Genomic DNA, 20,005 nt, shown 5'->3' on the forward strand with positions numbered 1-20,005 from the left:
CGCGCACCGACCGGTCGGGCGGACGTGACCTCATAGGAGCCTTGGAGACCACCTTGACTGTCCTGTCCGCCGTCCCGGCCGGCGGTGCCTAGCTCACTACTGGCAAGAAAGGCAGGGTTCATCATGGCTGATGAGGCAGTCGGCGTCTACGGGGGCGTCGACACGCACAAGGAGGTCCATGTCGCTGCGGCGGCCGACCAGGCGGGCCGGGTGCTCGCTGCGGAGTCGTTCGGGGCGGACCCGGCGGGGTATCGCCGGCTCGCAGAGTGGCTGGGGTCGTTCGGCCCTGTGGTGCGCGTCGGCGTGGAGGGCACCGGCTCTTATGGGGCGGGGCTGACGCGTCACCTGGTCGGCTCGGGTGTCGAGGTGGTCGAGGTGAGCCGGCCGAACCGTCAGATGCGTCGCCGCCGCGGCAAGTCCGACACCGTCGACGCCGAGGCCGCGGCACGCGCTGCGCTCAACGGCGAGGCGGCCACGGCTCCCAAGGGCAGCGACGGGATTGTGGAGTCGATCCGGGCGATCCGGGTCGCGTTGTGCTCGACGCGTGCTCATCGCACCCGCATCTCCAATCAGATCCGCGATCTCATCGTCACCGCTCTGGACCGGCTGCGCTGCGCCCTCGAGCCGCTCACCACTGCACAGCGGGTGGCTCGGTGCGCTCGGTTCCGTCCCGGCGATCCCGCCGTGCCCGCCGAGGCGGCAAAGATCGCGCTGCGCACCCTGGCCCGCCAATACCAGACCCTCGACGACGACCTCGCCGAGCTGCGCCGCCATCTCGACGAGCTCACCATGACCGCCAACCCGGCGCTGCGAGCCGCCAAAGGCATCGGCACCGACACGGCGTCGATCCTGCTCATCGCAGCCGGCGACAACCCCGCCCGGCTCACCACCGAAGCCGCGTTCGCCGCTCTGTGCGGCGCATCACCCGTCGAGGCGTCATCAGGCAAGACCACCCGGCATCGCCTCAACCCCGGCGGGAACCGCCAAGCCAACCACGCCCTGTGGCGAATCGCCATGGTCCGCCTCGCCACCTGCCCCCGAACCCGCGCCTATGCCGCCCGCCGCCAAACAGAAGGCAAATCACGCTGCGAGATCATCCGATGCCTCAAGCGCTACATCGCCCGAGAAGTCTTCGCCATGCTCGCCGACCCCCACCAGACCAACAGCTCCGACGACCCAAGCGAGCTCCGACACCGACGACAAGCAGCAGGCCTCAGCCTCGCCCACGCCGCCGACCAGCTCAACACCTGGCCCGCAACCATCTCAGTGATCGAACGCGGCAAAGCACCCCACCACCCCCTCATGCCCGCCTACCGCGACTGGCTCAACACACTCCAACCCGCCGCTTGACGAACCATAGGAGCATCACGAAACGGGCGTGGCGGTCGGTACCGGGGCACGACAAACAACGCCATTTGCTCGGCCATCGGTGGCACCTTTCAGTTGTGGAATGTGTGCCCCTACCGGGACGCGAGCCATTGAAGCACAGACCTGTGGATGGCCGAATGGGCGTGCGTAGGCCCCGGCGCATTCCACAACACCGGGGCCTACGGATGTCCCGTAGCGACCGTTACAACGCCACGGGACTGCTGAGAGTGCCACGCAGGAATTGGAAACCGCGCAGCGCTCAATCAGATCAATGGTCACTCACCGATGAGCCTCCCGATAGCGTTCCGCGATGCCACCGACACCCGACGAAGCACAAGAACTCCGCGACCTGCTCGCGGCCATCGAACCGTTGACCGACGCCCTCGAAGGCATCCAACGAACCGCAGCCGAGTCATTGGGTATCGTCGCTCAGTGGCGTGAACTCATGGCCAGCGCTTGGGACGTGCCCACGCCCGGCTCGGAATGGCATCAACGAGGAAAGGCGCTCAGCGATGCGCTCCGGGAACGGCTCGGCGTGCTCGCTGTCCTTTTCGAGACTTTGCGCGACAAGAACACCGAATGAACGAAACGCCTCCAAGAACTCTCGGGCGGCCACGATTTGAGAATTCTGGTGGTGACTCACCGATGTAATCCCCAACAAAAGCCTGCCCGATGGTTCGCGCGAGAGCTACCGGCACCGCATTGCCGATCTGTTTGGCTTGCGTCGTGAGGCCGCCGACGAACTCGAACTCGTCGGGGAATGTCTGCAGGCGTGCCGCTTCCCAGACCGTCAACGCTCTGTCCTGCGTTGAGTCCGGATGGCCATACCGACCATTGCTGTAACTGATGCAGCGGGTGCTCAACGTGGGAGCGGGTTTGTCCCAGCTCAGACGACCGTACGTATCAGTGTGGGCTACGCGTTCTTGCTTGTGGCAGTCAACCCACAGCCGTTTCGGCCAGTTGCGCCTGTCCCCGCCTTCGGGCGTGTTGCGGATGCGTTCTAGGTTGAGCCGTGAGAGGCGCATGGCTCGGTGATCAGGAAACTCAGGATGTGTCTCGCCGGCTTGGACCTGCGGCAGGTCATGGATCGCGTCGCGCACGGTCACATGACGCTCAGAGGCTCCATCTCCGTGAGTGGGCGACGGGAGATTGATCTCGCCGAGCCGGCTGGCGATGAGCACGAACCGGCGCCTTGTTTGCGGGACGCCGTAATCGGCACAGGGAATGATCTCTTGCGTGGACTCGTATTCCTGCGGAAGGTTCTTCTCGAACTCTGTGAACGCCTTCTGTCCCTTCGCACCAGGCACGTTCTCGACGAAAACGAGCTCTGGGCGCAATTCGTCAACGAACCGAAGGAAATTCAAGAGCAGCCTCGCGTCCGGTCCTCGCGCGGGTGCGCCGTTCTTGCGTCCTGCGAACGGCTGGCATGGAGCGCACCCAGCGAAGAGCCGTACCGCACCCTGCGCCTCGCTGAACGCTTCGCGGACTTCATCGACGCTGACGTCACGGATGTCGCGCTCCAAGACGGTCGCATCCGGGAAGTTGAGCCTGTAGCTCTCTGCAGCGTCCGGGTCCCATTCGACAGCCAGCCGGGGCACGATGCCGACATCTGCGAACCCCTGAGATGTTCCGCCGCAGCCAGCGAAGAAATCAGCCAGCACCAGCTCGGCGGCGGGCGATGTCGGATCTGTTCCTCGTTCCCGCGTCGCCGTGCCGCCTACGCCGGAGGCGAGTTCGGCATAGCCACCTGAAGCGGACATCACGTCAACGGGAGCAGCAGCACGATCATGGGCAGCCATGGCACCTCAACAACGTTAGACCAGAGCCTGCAAGAGGAGGATGCCACGCGGACGCCATACCGATCAGAGCCGTGATCCTCTTCCTTCTCGGTCAACTGTCGGCGGCCCGACCATCTCCTGTGGTGTTCAGCGGCCCTATGTCTCCGGCGACCCAGAACGTTTCGGGGCAACTTTCGTGCGGCTGGGTCACAAGCGCAATTGTGTCGTCGCCGAGATTTTCGCGGCTCCAAGCGTTCGGGGAGGCGAATTCGACTGCGTCGCCGTCATGAATCGTTACGGGCTGGTGTCGTTGGATGACATCTGCGCTCTTGCCCTCCAGAACCTCCAACGGCGGATGCTGGACTGTGATCGGCCCAGTCGGCGAACTCACCAGGACTGGTTCGCGAGCGTCGAACATCAGCGTGTACAGCCCTTGGCGGGAGCTGGGGGCGGCGATCTCGAGAACGATGCACTCCGGATCGATATGCAGTACACCTACGGCCGATGCCTGAAGAACAACCGCATTTGGGCTATGGCGAACATACACGACTTGGCTGGTCTCCATCTCGCCGACGACCACGTCAGAAGCCGGCGGAGCCGATGCCGTTACGACCTCGGCTGTGTCCGATGATGCACCTTCGCTGACCGGCGGAGCGTTACCGCACGCCATCGCGACCGTTACGGCCAAAACCAGCAGCACGACGTGTCGGGTATGCCGATAACGGCCGAGGATGCACCACATTAGATATCAGTCTTCCGAGTGGCAGAAATCAAGGTCGCGCGATGTTCCATCCGGGCACGCACGTCGGACTAGTCGTTCACGAGAATATCGAGACAGCGCGGTCGAGACGTGATCAGGCACCTATCTCATGTTGCCATTCACAGGCCCGTCATCGCGACGCGCCTCACCCTCCTGATGCTCAATAGCGCAACCAACCATTGGGACCACATCGGCTGGCGGGAACAAGTCCAGAGCGTTCTGCGCGCAACCATCGACGCGGACGATGCTGAGACGATCGAAAACCGAACCGCAATTGTCGACCACTACGTGGCCCGCGGCCGCTACGAGTTCCGGGAGTTCGTCAGGCGACGGAGCGAATGAGCAGCAAGAGATGAGTTCGGTCAGCTCGCCGGAGCATCCGCGCTTCCGCTGGGCACACATGCCGCCGATAGCTTTCCTGTAGGTGGTGTCAGCCGAGCGTCGTGCGGGAGAACGCGTGGGTATCGAAGCGCTCGAACAGCGTGATTTGCGTGAAGCGTTGGAGAATGCTGGGGAGCAAGCGTGGACGATGCTGTACGAGACGCGCAGGGCCGAGTCCGCCGTGGCGTACCGGTTTTGCGTGCTTGTTCCGAAGCGTTACAGGTCGGAGGTTCTTGGGGAGGGTTTCTGGCTGCCTGATCTCGACAACTGCGCTCCGTGCTTGGCGGAGTCGGGCACCGATGACGGCTACGAGTACTGGAGACTTGGTGATGGCAGTGGTTTTGAGCCTCTGGTGATTCTTCAGAGTCATCACGGGTTGCGGCCCAGCATGCTTCCGCAGCTCAGCGAAGAGTTCCGGCTGTATCACAATCTGTGGGTCAACGACAGCGGTGCGGAACTCATCAAGATCAGGCCGGATGGCTCGGAGGAAGTCGCGGCGGAGATCCGCCCCCAAAGTGTGCGTGTCCGCACGAAGTACCTGCGGCAGTTCCTCGCCGGTAAGCAGATGGACCTGGTGCTGCGAGTCAGCTCCGTTCTGTATGCGGACGACCCCGACGAGGCAGCCACACTCGGCGAAGTCGCCCCTCGCTACATCCGAGACGACATTCGCGTCAGCATTCATGTCTCTGATCGGGTCAAGGGCAGACAGCGGCCGTCGTCCCACTTGCTGGGCAGGAAGCTGCTTCCAGCTCCTCCCCGAGAGAAATCCGGCATCTGGCCGTTCGACAACCCGCCTGAGAACTACCACGACTTCGTCATCGGCGAGAACCCTGACGGCGAGCCCGTCCGGCACACATGCGATCCGGAACAGCTCGACAACTATTTCGGCAAGAACCCGGGCGCACCTGACTACTTGACGCCGGTCCATTTTCGCCGCGAAGTCCTGCAGCGCTACTACGAGTCTCCCGAGAAGTACTCGATAACAGACGGCGATCTGTCCTGCGGGGCCCTTTGGGGACTCCGCCTCGACAACAGCCACCCCAAGTATGTGGTTGTGTTTCTCGGCGATCTGGGACAAGGCTTGCCCGAGTCGGAACGTCCCTACTGGCAGTCGTTCAATATCGTTCCCGAAGGCGACCCGAGCCCCACCCTCATCAGCCGGGCCTTCTTGGGAGAGCCAGCCGAGCCAGAAGCGCCCGACCTGCGCTTTAAGTCTGTCTTCGGCACGTTCAACGCCGAGTGGCGCAAGCAGTTCGGATGGCCGCTGTTCAGAGACCCCGAGCCCGACGACGTGCATGTCCTGCAGCGGCTGCGGGTGCCCCTCACAAGCAGCCAGCCGGAGTTCGAGGCGCAAGTCATGGTCATAGCGAAGATCCTCGTAGACGCCCTCAACGAGGCGGAGATCCAGAAGCGGCTGCCGTCCAGCCTCCGGGGCGAGAAGGGCATCAGCAAGCTGGAGCGCTGGCTGCAACAAGAGAACTATCCGCATGTGAGGCGTGACATCGCATTCCTCAGACGCGTTCAGCGCCTTCGAAGCAAGCTCGCAGCTCACCGCAAGGGCTCGGACTACGAGACGACCCTCGCAGACGAGAACGTCCACAGTGATCCGATGCGGGAAATCGCCGCGACGCTCCAGAAAGCTGAACGATTTCTCTACGACCTCGCTGCTCACTTCGCAGTCGACTTGGACAGCTAGTCATTGGCTGACTAGCTGAGGTTGTGTGCGTGTGATGCGTGTGGGCCGCACGTAGCCGAGCGGCACTCCCAGTGGTGGTCGTGCGCTCAGCCCGACGAGAGCCAGCGAGCCTTCGCCGGATGAGCGGAGCGTGCGATGCTCTGACCAGCGCTATTGGGCACGACGCGTTCCAGATTCGGCGTTTTCGTGTTCCGCGCCACAGCGGCGCAAGCCTCTGACCTGGAGTTTTAGCCAATTGCGCCGACTCCGGAATCATTCGCTGCGTGGAAAACACGCTCACAGGTGGGCATCCTCTAATGCATGCCGAAGCATCGCCGCAAGGGGCATATGCGGAAGGGCAAGCCCGTGCGGCCCGCGACCGTCACAACTAAGGGCAGCGGCCCTAACGCGCCGCAGCCCGCAGATTCCGTCGCGGCAGTCCGCTCTGCGCAGACAGGTCAGCCGTCGTCGGAAACTCCGAGCGACCTTGACGAGAATCTGGGTGTGGTTGTCTGGCAAACGGGAAAGTCGGCGATCGACTACCTAATCAAGGACGGCCGATTGGAGTCTGTTTCTGAGAGAGGGAGAGAACAGGCTGCCGACCGCTTAATCCAAGACGCCTCGAAGCGCCTCGACTCGGCGCGACGTCTCATGGAATCGGATACCGGATCCGCGTTCTCGTTGGCGTACGACGCTTACCGCATGGCAGCGGACTCGCTGCTGGCGCTTCAGTGCCTGCGGGCGACGGGAGGCGATGGCTCGCATCGGATCCTCGAGGACGCCATCTCAGCTCAGTTCGGAAATAGAATTCCGTCGTTCTCAAAGCCAAGATTCGAGCAGTTCCGCCAAATGCGCAACGCTTCGCAGTACCCGGACTACGAATCTCCCGATTTGACAGACAGCGATGCGCAGTGGGCCATCGACCTTGCTGGCGATGCAGTGTCAGGCGCGCAAGATCTTACGGGCGTCGTGGAACTGGGTCCGTATCGACCGAGTTCTTGATTTCGATTGCGACGATCGGGCGCTCGGCGACGGTCGCGTGAAAGCTGCCTGAGCCGTCTCGGAGCCACCCGGCATCGCGGATGACGACGTTGACGGGGCGCCCTAGACGATCCTCGACGCCGCTGAGCGCCTCGTAGAGACCGTTTCGGTCGGGTTCGCCCGTCACGAGCAGGTCAATGTCCTCGACGGGCCGTTTGCCCGTGACGCCATGCAGGCGCGCTGCCCACGAGCCAAACAAATACGCTGCCTCGATTCCGTCTATGCCTTCGAGCACTTCTGCGAGGACCCGCGGAGGCCCGAACGCCTTGACCAAGAGGTCAGACAGGCTGTCGAAATAGGGGCTGTCGGTGTTGGCCCGAACGAACCTTGTATTGCCTATGCGGCGGCTGGTGACGATGCCCGCAGCCTCAGCGCGCTCGACTTCGCGGTGCAGGGAACTGAGCGGCACTCGGACACGGTGCGACAGTTCGCTCATGCTGGTCTCGCTATTTGGGTAGCACACCAGATACGTCAGCACCTCTCCTTGCTGACGTGAGCGCAAGATGGGCAACAGACTCGGGCTCGACTTAGTTTCCATACATCGGAAAGTATATACCATTGAGCGGAAGTTTGATGCCGACGATCATCCGCTCATCCCCAGTCACGGATGCGACGGAGCCGATCAGTGACGCCGCCAACATCACGACCAGAGCTGCCGACACCGAAACCGCGAAGAATCCCCATGCGCGAACGAACGAGCACACTGAGAATTGACCGCTCAGCGACGCACGGAGTCGACGCTGAACTGGCGCAGCAGCGCTCCGATTCGTGTTGTGGGCGGCTGCTTGGGCGCACTGGTGGGTGTCGGGAAGAACGTTGCGGTCAGTCTCACTTCGGGCGCTGCCGTATGGGGATGATCAGGGCAGTACGTCCGGCAAGGGATCTGGATCTGTGTGGAGCCGGTGCCGAACGGTCCGCCGGTATCCGATTCGTTGCTGACTAGAAGTGCATCGATGTCCATTGCTTCCAAGCGCCACGAGATCTCGTCGTTGGCACCGGTGCGTCCCCGGACCAGCGCAAACACGTCTCGGTCCACGCCGGGATCGGTGTAGAGCGCTAGCTGCTGCTTTGTGAGTCCGACAGGGTTCTCTCCGCTGAGCGTGCCGTGGTCGAGCAGCTCGCCCCGATCTGCCCAGCAGGCAGATAACACGTACACGTAGTCCGACATGTCGTTCTCCACTGGTCCCGGCGTGTCAGCGCCGGATACAGACGCGTCGCTGCATGGGCGGCGGACGTTACGACCCGCGGAGCAGCCGGTCAATCGGTACTGCCCTCGTTGGACGCTGCTGGTGGCAGTTCGACCCGTTTCGGCGGAGATAGTTGACAAGCACCCTGTGAGTGCCTCAGTATCGCGTCCCTCCTGGCTGGGGACCCGAGACAATCACTGCATTCGGGCACAGGCGCATGAAAGAAGGGCAGCCGCATGATTAATGCAAGCATCGTCGATCCCATCGAGGCACATCTCGACCGTCACCCCGGGCGTCGATCACGTGTGACGGTCGCGGCGCTGCTGGAAGCGATGACCCGAAACGCGAAGCAAGGCCGGCCCTACACGCGGTCCGCGGTGACTGAGACGCTGAACAGTTTCAGCCGCGACGAACTGGCTGAGCTGGGAGTGCAGACCGCCGGTCAGACCCCGGAGCCGTTCAGCTACTCATCAGTGGCGAGACGCATCAAGCAACTCGAACACGCGCTCGCGGAAGGCTGGACCGCTGACGGCGTCGAATACGACCTGGACTGGTTCAACCGGGCGATGATCGCTGCATCTCTGCCGGCCGGGATTGGAGCGGTGTCTCACGCAGAGGCGGCCGACGCGACAACACTGCCCGCCTGGGCTGACGTCAGGGATGCTGCCGCAGACCGCGGCTACGCGTCTCGAATGGACAGGTTCGCTTCTCGAGGGATCAACGTCGTCATGGACTACAGCAACGACAAATCAGCCGCAACTGAAACGCCCCCCAGCGGCCACGGTCTGCCGCGCGGACGCGCCGCAGCCCAGATCGCAGCAACAGCAGCCGCTGTCGCCCACAACCGACAAGCAGCCGCACAACACAGCGACGCCGACTGAGTAAGCCAACCCGCAGACGGTCCGACTGAACCGTACGACGAACCACTCTGCTGTAGTCCAAGCCGCAAACGCGGCATCAGGGCGCGAACTATGTGCCCCGACCACCACGTCCGACGGACCTGCGATCTACGACGCTCGGCGACAGATCTCGGACCCGGTGCCTCGCCAGATCTTTGGCCTCAGTCCGCACCCTGCCCAGAGCGGCCATGCTTGCGTTCTGGCTCAAGGGACGCTGTGAATTGACGTTCGGTTGAGGCCAGCATGCCTTTGTAGCCGCGGCAGCTCGTGACGAGTTCGGTGGCGTCGTGGGGACTGACTCCGAGTCCTTGCAGGAACTGCCACCGCAGCAGCCACTGAAGCGCTCCCGCATGCCTCTCGAGGTCTTGCAGCTCAGCTACTGATTCAAACCGCCAGTCGTTGCCGAGGGGACCGTGTGCTGCGTGCTTCTGGCGCAGGTATGGAATCGAGTTGTGGAAGGGCTTCTCGCCACGCAGGTCCCACAGTCTGATGATGTCCTGACCTATCGGGCCACTGCGAGCGAGGAGGTCCTTGAGCGCCGCTCCCAGGTTCACGTTGGCATCGCTGCCTTGCGCGGTTTTCTTGTAGGTCTCGATAGATCTCGCTGCGCTGAGCAGGCGCGAACCGACGCTGTGGTCCAGCAGTGGCTCTTGAGAGTCAATGAGCAGTGTGAGGGCTGCTGCGTAGCCGTGCCTGTACCAATCGAAGTAGTTCGAAAGGAGTCCGCCGAAATCGACGCCACAGTCTCTCAGGCTCCCCAAGTTGATGAACGGCGTGTGCGCTGACGCCGTGCCGGATCTGTCGCCGTCGGATTTGATCCCAAGCGGGTCTGGGTAGTGCAGCGTCAACCAGCGCTCGTGTTCGGCGGTGCGGGCTCGGATTCTTGTAACGCGCGCGTTGGCGGCTGAACACAAGCTCAGCAGTTGGAAGAGAGGCCGTACCCAGCGTTCTTGGATGCTCGCGAACGGGACGAGCTCCTCGATGGCGAAGAACGTGCGAACCCGAACAGACAGAGTTTCGGCCGACGCGTCGATCACGCATTCTCGGCGAAGGCAAACTTGATCGCCGTCGACATCAGCTTGTCGGACCAAGGTGTCCGGCACTACGACGGTACGGGTGTCGGGGTTCCAAACTTCGGCGAGGTTGATGTCTCTGATGAGACCGATGCCGCGTTCGCTCCACTCGGCTGCGGTGTCGAATTCGATCTCGATGCGGGACGCCAGATCATCTGGCTCAATCCAAGCGCCCCATGATTCAGCCCACCAATTCCCTGTCCACACTGACTCGCTCTCCCGATTCAAACGCGATGCGGGCTTCAGGCACCACGCGTCGAACAGGCTCACACTTGCGTCGCGTGTCTCGCCCCAGATCGAATCCCTTCGCTCGACACCGATTGCGAACGAGTCTTCAGGCACCAATCCGCCACTGGGCCGTATGTCACGAATCAGCAGCTGCCAATGCCCTTCATCGCGCATCGCCAACACGCCCGCCGAGCTGCTTGCGGGAATATGGCTCAGCGAGCCGTCGCTGCGGGTTGGCGTGTCGCGAGGCACCCACCAGTGGCCCAAGCGAGCCGACGGCGCCAAGAAGTCGTCTTCGGAATAGCTCGTCACTATTTCCTTCTGTCATCGCTGACCCATGCAGATGAATCGGTCCGTGCACGACAGCTGCGACCAATCCGATTCGACAAGATACCTATATGCGCGAAATCACCCTAGAGAACTCACGCCTCTAGCTAGCGGTCGAATGGCAACTCGACCATGGAGACCTTCTTGCTCTCGAAGTGCGCCATCAGTTGCGACAGGTACTGCTGGTCTGGTTCCGACTCCACCACACTCGCAATTTCTCGGCCTGAACGCGACAGGGCCACACCGCTGATCTTGAGTGCGCTCGGCGGCGTCTCGCCGAGGGACGTGAGTCTCCACGAGCGACCTGCGTGGCGCAGCATCAGCATCAGCCCGTCGTCAGGTTGTGGCGCATCCAGACATCCCCGGTAGTCGCGCCACGAGTCGAAGTCCGAGATGATCAGCCCGTACTCGTTGAGGACGCTGAGAATGTCGAAGCCCAGCATGTGCTCACTCAGAGCGTTGTGTGCTGCGTTGCCGTTCACTGAAATGACGCGTTGGTCGAGCACGAAGCTCCCAGATCGCGGATCGAAGGACCCGTAGAGCGTCTCGGCCGGCGGTTCGATTCCGGGAGGCAGACGCAGGGCCAGGGCGGTCGACAAGGCGCAAAGGCGGCGGAACTCGCGAGCGACGCGCTGATCAAGGTTGCGGAGAATATCGAGGGTGCGAATCGAGGTGGTGCCGGGCCTTCGCACTTCGCCGGCCAGAACGCGCGCCCACATCTGCTGCATCTCAGCCGCAGTCACATCTTGAACATCGCTGAAGAACCGCGCTGTCCAATCCGGGTCCGGGTCGTGGTCCGAGACGGTGTCGTCGCCAAGGTCCGCAGCCGCCGCCTCGACGACGGCTTCGATGTTGTGCATCCGTTTCTGGTTCTGGTACTCCCATGCGGCTGTGAGGTCGGCTCCCGTCAATTCCGCCCTCTGCTGCGGTTCCGCCAGTTGGAGGTAGTTGCGTGCTTCTGCACGGGCCAGCGTGATCAGTTTCGTGTGTTCTGCTTCCGCTGCAGACAAGATGCGCTGGGCGTCGGCCTGGCCTTGGGCCTCTACCAGCGCCGCCTTCGCGCGGCGCCCCGCTGCCCACGGTGCCAGCAACGGTCCGGCGACGCTGCCGATGCCGGCGGCGACGTAATCGAGCAATTTGAGGATGGCCGGAATCATCGGCAGGTCACTGCAGTCAGACCTCGCCAGAAGTCGTGCTTCATGCAGTGCGCACCGTACTTCTCGGCGGCGTCTCGGTCGCTGAATGGACTACCGACGGGTGCCAGATGAGCGTCGGCAGCCCAATATCCGCGTTTCCCTAGATCGCGCGTCGTACCTTCGCGCGCGGCAGCGAAGCGGATGCAGCAGTCCAAGCTGAGAAAGGTGTTGCAGAGTGCCCCAGAGAAGAGAAACGCACGCGCCCGGTAGTCCGGCACCACGCCGCGGCAGGTATGTGGCCGTCGGGCCGCGCGGCGGCCGGACCGACCAAACCGCGACCATGAAGCGCCGCGGTGACAACTTGCCACCGACTGACCGATCCGGTCAGAGATGGAAGCCGGCCTGAGACGCAGGACCGATCCGGCAGGAACGCACGGTGGCGGGCAGCCCGAGCGCGGCGACGGCCGCGTCTAGTTCGTGGTGGACCGACGAGCGGGCACATCTCTATGAGTGGTTTCACAAGACAGCACCCGAGTTGACGACGGTCTACGTGGGAGGCCTTCGTGTCCTGATGGATGAGGAGCTGCCTGGCCGCGTCCACTTCGCCGCTCACGCAATGCGGGAGATAGCGAACCGCCTGAGGGATGTGCTCACTGGAACCGATGCCAGGCGGCCGCAGTATGAGCATCTGGTAGAGCAACTCAGCAGCAAATGGGTTGCCGAGGATCTGCCGATTGGTGATCGGCAGGCGCTCAGTGAGCGTGCGTCTCCTTCAGCGTCGGGACCTGTGACCTATCGCGTCTCGGAGCAGCTGTTCTCAGCCGTGGCCAAGTTGGTGGACACGTACAATGATGCACCTCCGACGAACAGGGAGCGACTGCGGCACTTGTTCCACAAAGTGGGCGGGCCGAATCCGCCGCCTACCGAAGTGGTCGAGAGTTGGGTCAAGAGCTGGAGGAACGTAACAGAGCGCGGGGTACGCCTTGCGCATGTCGGCAAGGATCCGCTGGGGCCCGACGCTGAGGCGGAGGTAACAGCGATTTTCTTGGCGTTCGAGAAGTCGATCATGGCGATCGCCAACCGCTCGTATCAGAATCTGGACGCGCTAGACCAGCTGCTCGCGTCAGCGAATCAGCGATGACCTCTTGGAGTCGACCGTCCGAACCCGAACTCGCCGAGGTTGAGGCGCTAGCGATTCGGCCCGAGAACCGTCGGTATTTCTTCGACCGATTGGAGAACCCGAACTGGGTGTCGCCTCTGGCGCAGCGCGGCTATTTCGGGGAACCGCCTGAACCCATTCGGGACGACGAGAGCGGCCATGTGCGCTATCCGCCATGGCCCGAGGGCCGCTACCTCGCCAGGATGGCATCGGAAGCGCCCGATGAAGTAGCGGAGGTGCTCAGCCGAATACCGCGATCATCCAACCCCGCCGTCACACGCATCCTCCTTGAGGCCCTTGACACACTGCCGGATGAACAGTTCGGGCAATTGGCGGGACGCGTTATCGAGTGGGTCGCGGCTCCAGGTGTCGGGTTCTTCGACGATAAGGCGGCATCGGTGGTCGCACGCCTGTTCCGTGGCAATCTCGTCAAGGAGGGCTTGAGGGCAACGAGGGTGCTGCTGGCGTTGCAGTCACGAACGACTCCGGCGCAGGAAGCCGCCGAGCATGGATCCGTGCCATATCGCGCCGAGCCAGTCGGTCGATGCTCAGATTGGGAGTACGAGCGGACTGTCACAGAGATCTTGCCGGATCTCGTCGGTGCTGCTGGCAGTGAAGGACTAGCGCTCGTCTCATCGCTGCTGGATGACTCGATTCGCCTGAGCCGAGGTCCGAGCGAGCCCCTTGATGACGACCCCTATTCGTACATCTGGCGGCCGGCGATCGAGGATCATCCACAGAACACCGATCACGGAGTCCGAAGCACCGTCGTCTCGGCTGTGAGGGATGCCGCTGTGATGTTGGCCGGGGCCGGTGAGGAGGAACTCGAAGCGACAGTGCGCCGGCTCGATGCGGGGTCAACACTTCATCGCCGAATCGCTCTGCATGTCTTGGCCAACACGTCCGGCGGCGCTCACATGGTGAGTGAGCGGATTGCCGACACAGGCCTGTTCGAGGATCCCGGCATGCTGCACGAATACGCAGGACTACTGAGGCAACGATTCAGCGACGCGGATCCCGAAGCGTGTCGGTCCTATCTGGCGTGGGTACTTGCTGGGCCCGATGTCGAACAGTTGAGGCAACGCTGGGCTGACTTGGCGGGATCACCTCCGAGTGAGGAAGACGTGGCTGGCTATGTCGGACACTGGCAGCGAGACCGTCTGAGCTTCGTTGCCGACCGCTTGCCCGACGATGTTGTTGACATCTATCAGGGTCTGGCTGAGCGTTTCGGAGAACCGGAGCACCCTGACTTCTCGAGCTGGTCATCGGTTTCGACCGGGCCGGAGAGTCCGATGCCAGTCGACGACATGAGAACTTGGCCGCTCTCGCAAGTCGTCGAGTACCTCCAACGGTGGCGTCCCGATGACTCATCAGCGAGAGGATTCGGCCCCTCGATTAGAGGTCTCGGCCAAACATTCAGGGCCGCTGTTGTCGACCGCGCTGCAGACTTCTCGACCGAAGCGGATCTGCTCGGCGACCTGGACCCGACCTACGTTCGCAGCTTCTTGGACGGCATCGAAGACGCCGTCAAGGCAGGCGTCTCCGTCTCGTGGGCACCGCTATTGCGGCTGATGGCTGCGGTAGTCGAGCATCCCTTCGAGCCGGACGAGGATGTCCGCAGTTGGGACCGAGATCCAGGCTGGCGATGGGCCAGGGGCGCGACAGCGTCACTGATCAAGACCGGCGTGACAGACCGCGACAACCGGATCTCCTTCCAGTGGCGTGACGCCGTCTGGCAGATTCTCGAGCCTCTCACCAGCGACCCCGACCCGTCTCCGGCCACCGAAGCGACCCGGATCGACGGCAGCCCGAGATTCCACAATCTGTCGATCAATTCCAACCGCGGGACCGCGATGCATGCTGTCGTCGAGTTCGCGCTCTGGTGCCGTCGCGAATTCGAGGCAAGCGGCGCCGACATCGAATCTGGCTTCGATCTGCTCCCCGAAGTACGCACAGTGCTGCAGGCACACCTGCAACCCGAGCAGGACCCGTCGCTAGCCATCCGAACCGTCTACGGGCAGTGGCTGCCGTGGCTAGCACTGCTCGACGAGAGATGGGTCATCGAGAACACCTCACAGATCTTCCCGCGAGCACCCGAACTCTCCGGATTCAGAGACGCAGCATGGGACACGTACATCTGCTGGTGCTCGCCGTACGACTCGGTATTTCGGGCAATCCGAGGCGAGTACGAGGCAGCGGTGGAGCGGGTCTCGGCCCGGCCGGAAGCCGATTCTCCCAATGACGAACGGCCCGACCAGCAGCTCGGCCAACACTTGGTGATCCTCTGGTGGCGTTCGACAGCCCCACACTCCCTGCTGGACCGCTGGTTCGAACTCGCTGACGACGAACTCGCAGCAGGCGTAATGAACTACGTGGGTACAGCGCTACGCAATACCGAAGGCGACATTGACCCTGAAATCCATGCCCGAATCCGAGAGCTCTGGGACTCTCGGATCGAAGAGATCAGCTACCTGCCCGATGCGCATCCCCTCGAATGCCAAGCATTCGCATCCACATTCGCGTCGGGGAAACTCGAAGACGACTGGTCCCTCGCCCACCTCGAGACCACACTCCGATGGAGTCGACCCGGCTGGCACTCTTGGCACGCAGTCGAGCGACTGGCAGAAGTCGCCGCTGCCCGACCCGCCGCTGCCACCCGGCTCGCTCTCAAGATGCTCAACGACACCGCGGACGACTGGGACCACACGCACTGGAGCGAACCGATCCAGTCACTCCTGCAAGCGACAATCGACGACAACGATCACGAGACGCAAGAAAACCGATCAGCCATCATCGACCACTACGTCATGCGCGGCGACCATGAATTCAGGCAGTTCATCGCCCCACGATCCGCTTGATCGGCACCGACGTCTGCCGTCGCTTTGCGTGAGGTTGTGCACGCGTGATGCGGGTGGGCCGTATGGCGAAACCGCAGCGTGCAGTGAACTCATAACCCTGGTCGCTGCGAGACCGCTCAGATCCCCCGAAAACGGCCATTTCGACCCGATTTCGACCCGAGAATGGCCTTCTGAGAGCGCATTTGCGCACTTCCGCTTGACGTTGGTGCGTCGCGCGACGCTCTGACCAGCGGTTTTGCCTCTTCGCGGCCAATGTGGAGATTCGCCTAGAATCATGTGGAGATCGAGATCCGGGCTAGAATTTGCCCCGTCTGACCAGGGCAAACGCGACTGGCCAACATCCCACCATAGGATGTTGGCCAATATCCGGTGTGGATGTTGGCCAGAATCCAGGAAATCGGGCCGATTTGGCCCGATTTTGTGCGTTCAGGCGTGGGTTTGGGGCTTCGTTCGGCGCCACTGCGTCAATTCGTGGGGCACCCGTCGGGATTCGCTTGAGTGCGGGCATGACGAGGCAGACGGCTCGGCGGCCGTCTGCCTCATTTGTGGCGTGAGGAGCGATTCTTAGGGAGGTGCGCGGGGTGCGCTGGCGTCGGACTCGCCGGTGTCGGTTTCGGGTGAAGTCGCGGGGTCGGGATCGTCGGGCTGTCGGGGTTCGTACGTCTTGGGTTGGGTCGCGTTGTGGGTGCGTCTGGATTTCTTGGCTGCTTGCTCGGCCTCTTGTGCTTCTTGCCGTTGCTTGCGGGTGAGGTTGAGGTTGGTGCGAACGATCCTCGCGATGACTGAGATCGCTCGGGCGCCGTCGTTGGCGGCGCGGCAGGTCTTGTTGGTGAGTCCGTTGTTCTCTTTGAGGATTGCGAACCCGTTCTCGCTCGGTAGGCGCCGCCCGTAGCTCTGATTCTGCGGCGGGGTGCCGAAGTGGGGCTGTTGGTAGTCGTCGAGCTCTTCCGCGGTCACCATGATGTAGGGCTGGCGGAGGAGTTCTTTGGGGATGCCGGGGAACAGCGTGTCGAAGTCGTCGGGTTTGGGGTAGAGGGCTCGGCCGGTCGAAGCGGTGTTCTGGGCGGGGCCGATGGTGAAGTCGCCTCTGTGGATGGGCGACTCGAACTGCTTGTCACCGTTGGGGAAATGCCGGTTGACGGTGAGCGTGAATCTCTCTCGGTAGACGTAGAAGTTCTCGAGCTCTTCTTCGGTGAGGCCTTCGGACGGGACTCTCCACTTCTTCGGTGTGCATGCGTGCAGGATGGTGCCGGCGTGGACGATTGCGGGGTATCCACTGGGGCCGAGCTTGACCGGCCTCGCGGTCTTGAGCCAGTCCGACCTGTGGTCCATGGTGACGTGGACGCCCATCTTGTGCAGCTCGCGGTTGAAGGTGCCCCGCAGCTGGGAGAAGCCGCGGTCGACAACAGCGTCGTCGGTGTGGGTGCAGAGCTTGCGTGCTCTCACGAAGGTGCGGATGCCGGCGTCGGCTGGGTTGACGCCGGCGGGGCTGCTGTCGACCGCGACGATGTAGGGAGGCATTCTGGGCCCGAACTTGGCCTTCTTTTGGCTTCCGGTCACCTTCCTGTACTTGACCGCGACCGCGATTGTGACGTGGTTCCCGAAGAAGATGTCTTCGGCGTGGCCGCTGGCAGCGTTTCGATGACCCCAGCTGGCGCCCGGCGTCCGGCTGAGGATGATCCCTCCGTCGGAGCGGCGCTGGCCGATGAGGCCGTTCGTCCGCTTGAACCTGCGTCGTTTTGCGCCCCGGCGGAGCCGAATGGTCTTGTTGAGCTCGGCGATGTCACCTTCGGCGACGGCGGCCTCTACCACGCGCCGCGCATGGGGCGGCTGGGACCACGACGGGTAGTCGGTCGTGTCGATGGCGACGGACGCTGTCCGCCATGTGACCTCGTCGGGTATTGACGCTGCGATGAGCGAGTCGAATAACCATTGCAGGTCGCATACGGTGCCGTCGGTCTCGTCTACCCACCCCTCGCACAGGGCCTTTTCGATGAGGTCCGCTCGCTTGCGAACCGTGTTGTACGTGATGGGCTCCCGCAGCCCGTCGAGAGGCTGGATGCCCCAATCGACGGCGTCTTGGGGCTTCAGGCCCGCGAAGAACCCGGTGAGTTCGGTCCGCAAGTAGCTGTTCCATTCACCGGCGACATACAGCGCTCCCATCAGCAGGGACTCGTCCGGCAGCTTCGAGGTGCTGCCGCCCTTGGGCTTGAAGCGGCGCCTGATGTACGGCAGGACTCCTGAGCGGATCAGCACCTCTTCGAGTTCGGCAATGTGCCCCGAGTCTGCCGCGTGCAGCTTGACGTGGTGGCGGCGCACATCGTGGGGCAGTTCGCTAGCGTCGAGCCGCCTGGCAACCTCTTCCGGGGCGAGCTGGTCAGGAGCCGGCGCCGACGAGTGTCTGAGCGCTGGTTGGCGGCGGATCACGGCCCGAGTCCCCTGTTGGCAGCCTGGACGGGGTCGACCGGACCGGTGCAACGTGCGAGCATCTGATGGAGGTACGCACCGGTGATCGGGCCGGCGATCTCGTGCAGGACGTCGAGTGGTGTGCCTGCGTTGATGTGAGCGCATACGAACGTGGCCCGGGCGCGTTGGATCTGCAGCCGTCCGAGACCCTGGACGGTGAGCCGCGTTGCCAGGCTTGACGGCGCTGCGGGATTGTCGCCCTCAAAAAACCGATCTGAGCCGCACAGGTCGCGGGCCTCGACGACGAGAGCGGTGTATCTCTCGCGGATCGGGACGATCCGCTGCCGGTCGCGCTGCACCTTTACGCCCAGTCGACCTGCGTCGAGTTCCACCACGTCGCGGGGGCCGAGCCGGAATGCCTCGATGCCGCGAAGGCCCGCTCCCAGGGTCGCTGAGGTCAGCCACAGACGTTCGCATCGGAGCTTGCGGCCCGCCATCAAGGCTGCTTCGCGGAACAGGAACTCGTCGACCGCCGAGTACGGCACCACCGCGTCGATGGCCCCGATCGGTCGGGGGCCCTCGGGCCACAGCTGGGGGCAGACCGCCCGGCCCACACGACGCAGCACGGTTCGCGCCTGGGCACGTCGCCCGTCGGACCATCCGCGCGCAGGGTCCATGGTGAACGCTTCGACGTTGCGGGGGTGCAGCACAAAGTCGGGGTCGGCGGTGCCGAGCTCGCCGTCGGACCACAGCAGCGCGTCGGTCACGATCCGCAGCCACGCGGTCGCCGCGGATCCCGACGGCGGACCGGTGTGGGTCACCAACTCGCGCGCAATCCCCAACAAGGGAGTCGCAGCCCGCGACTGCTCGTCTCTGGGGCACCAATGCTCGATGGTGAGCTCGATGTGTCCCGGGTCGTCGTCTCCGACACCCCCAGGGCGCCTGCGCTTCCGCGACGTGTCCGCGAGTCCCGCGATCGCATTGTCGGACGGCAACTGTCCCGTGGCGATTGCGGCCCGCACGACACGACGTGCAGCCCAGCGGCGCTGCTTCTTCGACAGCAGAGACCGGCCCGGCTTCCGACCAGTATCGGGATGTTCCCAGTTCCCGTCGCACCAGGCATCGATCATCTGCTGGGTCACGTTGACCCAGCGGTCCCCGGCAACGCGAACCAAGTACTCCAGCAGGCTCTTCACGAGCCACAGCAGATTGCTCTTCGTGGCGGGACTCAGCCCCTCGATCTTCCGCAGCTCGGCGAGGATCAGCGGGATCGACGCACGGATGCTGCCGCTCACCTCGCGGCCGCGGGAGGCATCGTCAGCCGAGACGGCTGCAGTCTCCGGCCGGCCCATGCCTCCTTGGGCCCCGTAGGCGGCGATGCCCGTCACAGCAGCACCTCGAAACCGCGCGCGGCCTGGTGATGGCACCTGGCGGTCTGCGGGGCCGCATCGACGACGGGTCGGTAAGTTCTCATTTGCCGGGTTCAGCAGCCGCGGTGTCGCTTGCCGAAATGGCGACCGGCACTGCGGCTGCTACCTATGAGCCGTAATCACGTGCCACGACATGGAACGACGCGATTGCAAGGTGCAAACCCGATTTCCCAGTCCCTATGCGGCTAAGCGGATGTTTCAGAAAAATAAACTCATATGCAGGTCGCGCGCGCACTTCGGATCGGAGAATGAGGCTGCGAGCGGCAAGGGGCAGGGGAGCTTGCGGTACCGCGAGCGGA

Annotated in this window: 16 protein-coding genes and 1 pseudogene; 9 read left to right on the forward strand and 8 right to left on the reverse strand. The window is 63.3% G+C overall.

The window, feature by feature from the left end; genetic code table 11:
• Positions 1-123 precede the first annotated feature (123 nt).
• Both ACOOHB_RS01765 and ACOOHB_RS01770 read left to right on the forward strand, forming a co-directional pair.
• A pseudogene (locus ACOOHB_RS01765) lies at positions 124-1,143 on the forward strand (IS110 family transposase); the annotation flags it as partial.
• 535 nt (positions 1,144-1,678) lie between these two features.
• A complete protein-coding gene (locus ACOOHB_RS01770) occupies positions 1,679-1,951 on the forward strand; it encodes a hypothetical protein (protein WP_420443110.1) in 273 nt (90 codons plus the stop codon).
• Here the strand turns inward: ACOOHB_RS01770 and ACOOHB_RS01775 are convergent.
• Both ACOOHB_RS01775 and ACOOHB_RS01780 read right to left on the reverse strand, forming a co-directional pair.
• The gene (locus tag ACOOHB_RS01775) at positions 1,875-3,128 is read right to left on the reverse strand and encodes a DNA cytosine methyltransferase (protein WP_420443111.1); all 1,254 of its coding nucleotides are present in this window, start codon (positions 3,126-3,128) and stop codon (positions 1,875-1,877) included. The genes ACOOHB_RS01770 and ACOOHB_RS01775 overlap by 77 nt on opposite strands.
• 130 nt (positions 3,129-3,258) lie before the next feature.
• Positions 3,259-3,846, reverse strand: coding sequence for a hypothetical protein (locus ACOOHB_RS01780; RefSeq protein WP_420443112.1), 588 nt, complete (start codon positions 3,844-3,846; stop codon positions 3,259-3,261).
• Positions 3,847-4,062: 216 nt separating this feature from the next.
• Between ACOOHB_RS01780 and ACOOHB_RS01785 the strand changes: the two genes are divergently transcribed.
• The 3 genes from ACOOHB_RS01785 to ACOOHB_RS01795 all read left to right on the forward strand — a co-directional run bounded on the left by ACOOHB_RS01785 (position 4,063) and on the right by ACOOHB_RS01795 (position 6,964).
• Positions 4,063-4,248, forward strand: coding sequence for a hypothetical protein (locus tag ACOOHB_RS01785; RefSeq protein WP_420443113.1), 186 nt, complete (start codon positions 4,063-4,065; stop codon positions 4,246-4,248).
• Between the two features lie 82 nt (positions 4,249-4,330).
• Positions 4,331-5,983, forward strand: a complete 1,653-nt coding sequence (locus tag ACOOHB_RS01790) for a hypothetical protein (protein WP_420443114.1) — start codon at positions 4,331-4,333, stop codon at positions 5,981-5,983.
• A 300-nt stretch (positions 5,984-6,283) separates the two neighbouring features.
• Entirely contained in the window at positions 6,284-6,964 is a 681-nt protein-coding gene (locus ACOOHB_RS01795; protein WP_420443115.1) for a hypothetical protein, read from the forward strand.
• Here the strand turns inward: ACOOHB_RS01795 and ACOOHB_RS01800 are convergent.
• Positions 6,921-7,439 carry an ArsR family transcriptional regulator gene (locus ACOOHB_RS01800; RefSeq protein ID WP_420443116.1) on the reverse strand — a complete coding sequence of 173 codons (519 nt, stop codon included), beginning with the start codon at positions 7,437-7,439 and terminating at the stop codon, positions 6,921-6,923. The two genes, ACOOHB_RS01795 and ACOOHB_RS01800, sit on opposite strands and share 44 nt — an antisense overlap.
• Before the next feature lie 282 nt (positions 7,440-7,721).
• A complete protein-coding gene (locus tag ACOOHB_RS01805) occupies positions 7,722-8,171 on the reverse strand; it encodes a hypothetical protein (RefSeq protein ID WP_420443117.1) in 450 nt (149 codons plus the stop codon).
• Positions 8,172-8,426: 255 nt separating this feature from the next.
• Between ACOOHB_RS01805 and ACOOHB_RS01810 the strand changes: the two genes are divergently transcribed.
• Positions 8,427-9,071 carry a hypothetical protein gene (locus ACOOHB_RS01810; RefSeq protein ID WP_420443118.1) on the forward strand — a complete coding sequence of 215 codons (645 nt, stop codon included), beginning with the start codon at positions 8,427-8,429 and terminating at the stop codon, positions 9,069-9,071.
• Positions 9,072-9,250: 179 nt separating this feature from the next.
• Here ACOOHB_RS01810 and ACOOHB_RS01815 read toward each other — a convergent pair whose 3' ends face one another.
• Positions 9,251-10,702 (reverse strand): hypothetical protein, encoded by a 1,452-nt coding sequence (locus tag ACOOHB_RS01815; RefSeq protein ID WP_420443119.1) that lies wholly within the window; start codon positions 10,700-10,702, stop codon positions 9,251-9,253.
• A gap of 122 nt (positions 10,703-10,824) precedes the next feature.
• Positions 10,825-11,874: a DUF2806 domain-containing protein gene (locus ACOOHB_RS01820; protein WP_420443120.1), complete on the reverse strand. Its 1,050-nt coding sequence runs from the start codon at positions 11,872-11,874 to the stop codon at positions 10,825-10,827.
• A gap of 214 nt (positions 11,875-12,088) precedes the next feature.
• On the opposite strand from ACOOHB_RS01820, the gene ACOOHB_RS01825 reads away from it, so the two are divergent.
• The 3 genes from ACOOHB_RS01825 to ACOOHB_RS01835 are packed head-to-tail and all read left to right on the forward strand — an operon-like array spanning position 12,089 to position 15,870.
• On the forward strand, positions 12,089-12,259 hold the full coding sequence (locus tag ACOOHB_RS01825) for a YjzC family protein (protein WP_420443121.1): 171 nt from the start codon (positions 12,089-12,091) through the stop codon (positions 12,257-12,259).
• 30 nt (positions 12,260-12,289) lie between these two features.
• Positions 12,290-12,994 (forward strand): hypothetical protein, encoded by a 705-nt coding sequence (locus ACOOHB_RS01830; RefSeq protein WP_420443122.1) that lies wholly within the window; start codon positions 12,290-12,292, stop codon positions 12,992-12,994.
• Entirely contained in the window at positions 12,991-15,870 is a 2,880-nt protein-coding gene (locus ACOOHB_RS01835) for a hypothetical protein (protein ID WP_420443123.1), read from the forward strand. Before ACOOHB_RS01830 ends, ACOOHB_RS01835 begins: the two co-directional genes overlap by 4 nt.
• Positions 15,871-16,434: 564 nt before the next feature.
• Here the strand turns inward: ACOOHB_RS01835 and ACOOHB_RS01840 are convergent.
• Both ACOOHB_RS01840 and ACOOHB_RS01845 read right to left on the reverse strand, forming a co-directional pair.
• Positions 16,435-18,297: a hypothetical protein gene (locus ACOOHB_RS01840; RefSeq protein ID WP_420443124.1), complete on the reverse strand. Its 1,863-nt coding sequence runs from the start codon at positions 18,295-18,297 to the stop codon at positions 16,435-16,437.
• On the reverse strand, positions 18,294-19,664 hold the full coding sequence (locus ACOOHB_RS01845) for a hypothetical protein (protein WP_420443125.1): 1,371 nt from the start codon (positions 19,662-19,664) through the stop codon (positions 18,294-18,296). Before ACOOHB_RS01845 ends, ACOOHB_RS01840 begins: the two co-directional genes overlap by 4 nt.
• Between the last annotated feature and the right edge of the window lie 341 nt (positions 19,665-20,005).

It is taken from the genome of Candidatus Poriferisodalis sp. (assembly GCF_965215815.1).
In the GTDB taxonomy this organism is placed as follows: domain Bacteria; phylum Actinomycetota; class Acidimicrobiia; order Acidimicrobiales; family Poriferisodalaceae; genus Poriferisodalis.